This window comes from Pseudomonas sp. AGC41, assembly GCF_057334555.1.
Genome location: NZ_JBHFJB010000087.1, coordinates 43,239 through 46,370, shown reverse-complemented (window position 1 = coordinate 46,370; position 3,132 = coordinate 43,239). Strand labels below are relative to the sequence as shown.

The 3,132-nt window shown below is 62.2% G+C and carries 1 protein-coding gene; it reads right to left on the bottom strand.

Annotated elements, in window-relative coordinates:
- Positions 1 to 133: 133 nt before the first annotated feature.
- The gene (gyrA, locus tag ACE04F_RS15870) at positions 134 to 2,797 is read right to left on the bottom strand and encodes a DNA gyrase subunit A (protein ID WP_486108106.1); all 2,664 of its coding nucleotides are present in this window, start codon (positions 2,795 to 2,797) and stop codon (positions 134 to 136) included.
- Between the last annotated feature and the right edge of the window lie 335 nt (positions 2,798 to 3,132).

The window sequence follows — 3,132 nt, the reverse complement described above, 5'->3', positions numbered from 1 at the left end:
CCCCCCCCCCGCCACAATGAATCAAACAAGCCTCAAGATAAGGGCAGCACCCTTGGCAACGTGCAGTGTCGCAAATTTTCAAACGGAACAAACAACAAGGGGGCGAATCTTCATCCGCCCCCTGTGTGTCCGCTTAGTCCTGCGGTTCTTCTTCGTCTGCGGCGGCATCGAGCTGTTGGTCGCCGACGGCGTCATCGACATCGGCACCGAGGGTACCGTCGAACGCCACGCCGTCCTCGCCTTCCAGCTCCTCGCCTTCGACTTCCGACGGCTCCTGGACCCGCTCAAGCCCGACCAGCGTTTCGTCGCTGGCGAGTTTGATCAGCGTCACGCCCTGGGTGTTACGCCCCAGGCTCGACACTTCGGCGACACGCGTACGCACCAGGGTGCCCTGGTCGGAGATCAGCATGATCTCTTCGCCATCGAGCACCTGGACCGCGCCGACCAATCGGCCGTTACGCTCGTTGCTGACCATCGCGATCACGCCTTGGCCGCCACGCTTGTACTCAGGGAACTCGCTGATGGCGGTGCGCTTGCCATAACCACGGGCCGAAGCGGTGAGGATCTGGCTGCCTTCTTCCGGAATCAGCATGGAAATCAGCTTCTGCCCTTCCGGCAGGCGCATGCCGCGAACACCGCGGGCGGTACGGCCCATGGCACGGACGTCGGATTCCTTGAAGCGCGTGACCTTGCCGCCGTCGGAGAACAGCATGACCTCACGCTCGCCGTCGGTGATGGCAGCGGAAATCAGCACGTCGCCTTCGTCCAGCTCCAGGGCGATCAAACCGACGCTGCGCTGACGGCTGAAGGATTCCAGCGGAGTCTTCTTCACGGTGCCCTTGGCGGTCGCCATGAAGATGAAGTGGCCTTCGGTGTATTCCTCCACCGGCAGCATGGTGGTGATGTATTCGTCACTGTCCAGCGGCAGCAGGTTGACCAACGGACGACCGCGAGCCGCACGGGACGCCTCAGGGATCTCGTAGGTCTTGAGCCAGTACACCTTGCCCTTGCTGGAGAACAGCAGCAGCGTGGTGTGGCTGTTGGCGACCAGCAGGTGAGCGATGTAGTCCTCATCCTTGACGCCGGTCGCCGACTTGCCCTTGCCGCCGCGACGCTGGGCCTGGTAGGCGGCCAGCGGCTGGGTCTTGGCGTAGCCGCCGTGGGAAATGGTCACCACGCGCTCTTCTTCCGGAATCATGTCGCCCAGGGTCAGGTCGAGGCGCGCGTCGAGGATCTCGGTGCGGCGCACGTCGCCGTACTCGGCGCGGATCACTTCCAGCTCTTCGCGGATCACTTCCATCAAGCGCGTGGCGCTGTTGAGGATGCGGATCAGCTCGCCGATCTGGTTGAGGATCTCCTGGTACTCGGCCAGCAGCTTCTCGTGCTCCAGACCGGTCAGGCGGTGCAGGCGCAGTTCCAGGATGGCTTGCGCCTGTTCCGGGGACAGGAAGTACTTGCCGTCGCGCAGACCGTATTGCGGATCGAGGTTTTCCGGCCGGCACGAGTCGGCGCCGGCACGCTCGACCATCGCCACTACCGCGGTGGATTCCCAAGGCGTGCTGATCAGCGCTTCCTTGGCTTCCGACGGGGTTGGCGAGGCCTTGATCAGGGCGATGACCGGATCGATGTTCGACAGGGCAACGGCCTGGCCTTCAAGGATGTGGCCGCGTTCGCGAGCTTTACGCAGTTCGAACACGGTACGCCGGGTGACCACTTCGCGACGGTGACGCACGAAGGCTTCCAGCAGGTCCTTGAGGTTCAGGATCCGCGGACGGCCGTCGATCAGCGCGACGATGTTGATGCCGAACACGCTTTGCAGTTGGGTCTGGGCGTAGAGGTTGTTGAGGATCACCTCCGGCACTTCGCCACGGCGCAGCTCGATCACGACGCGCATGCCGTCCTTGTCGGACTCGTCACGCAGCTCGGTGATGCCTTCGAGTTTCTTCTCTTTCACCAGCTCGGCGATCTTCTCGATCAGACGGGCCTTGTTCAACTGGTACGGCAGCTCGGTGATAACGATCTGCTGGCGGCCACCGACCTTGTCGATGTCTTCGACGGTCGAGCGGGCGCGCATGTAGATGCGGCCGCGACCGGTGCGATAGGCCTCGATGATGCCGGCGCGACCGTTGATGATCGCCGCCGTCGGAAAATCGGGACCGGGGATGTATTGCATCAGCTCATCGACGGACAGCTCGGGGTTGTCGATGAGGGCCAGGCAACCGTCGATGACTTCGCCGAGGTTGTGCGGCGGGATGTTGGTCGCCATGCCCACGGCGATACCGCTGGAGCCGTTGACGAGCAGGTTCGGGATACGCGTCGGCATGACCGCCGGGATCATCTCGGTGCCGTCGTAGTTCGGCACCCAGTCCACGGTTTCCTTGTGCAGGTCGGCCAGCAGCTCGTGGGCCAGCTTGGTCATGCGCACTTCGGTGTATCGCATGGCCGCGGCGTTGTCGCCGTCCACCGAACCGAAGTTGCCCTGGCCGTCCACCAGCAGGTAGCGCAGGGAGAATGGCTGGGCCATCCGAACGATGGTGTCGTACACGGCAGTGTCGCCGTGGGGGTGATACTTACCGATCACGTCGCCGACGACACGGGCGGATTTCTTGTACGGCTTGTTGAAGTCGTTGCCCAGTTCGCTCATCGCGAACAGCACGCGCCGGTGCACGGGCTTCAAGCCATCGCGCGCATCCGGCAGCGCCCGCCCGACAATTACGCTCATCGCGTAGTCGAGGTAGGACTGTTTCAGCTCGTCTTCGATATTGACCGGGAGGATTTCTTTGGCCAGTTCGCCCATGAGAAGCCTGATTCCTTTTTCTGGTGAAACCTCGCCACATCCAGATGGGATGAACGAAGCTCGCCGCTGCAGGACAAATGCCGTGCAGCGACTTACGACAAATCAACGAGTTATGCCATGGATCTGCGCAGTGAAGGCTACCTCGCGAGGCAGCCTTGGAAACCGCCGGATGTTATCACAAGAGCCGCCACGCACCTATCCCCCAGATGCGCATGGTGCGTAGTTAGTTGACTGATGACAGGCTGGAACGGGACGAGAGAGGCTCAGAGGCGATCCGAATGGAGAAACAGAGGGTAGATGCAAGATGTTTGTTGCTCTTTAGGGCCTCTTCGCGA

Excerpts from the sequence above, each read along its gene's own strand:
- gyrA (WP_486108106.1), bottom strand. The coding sequence starts at position 2,797 with ATGGGCGAACTGGCCAAAGAAATCCTCCCGGTCAATATCGAAGACGAG.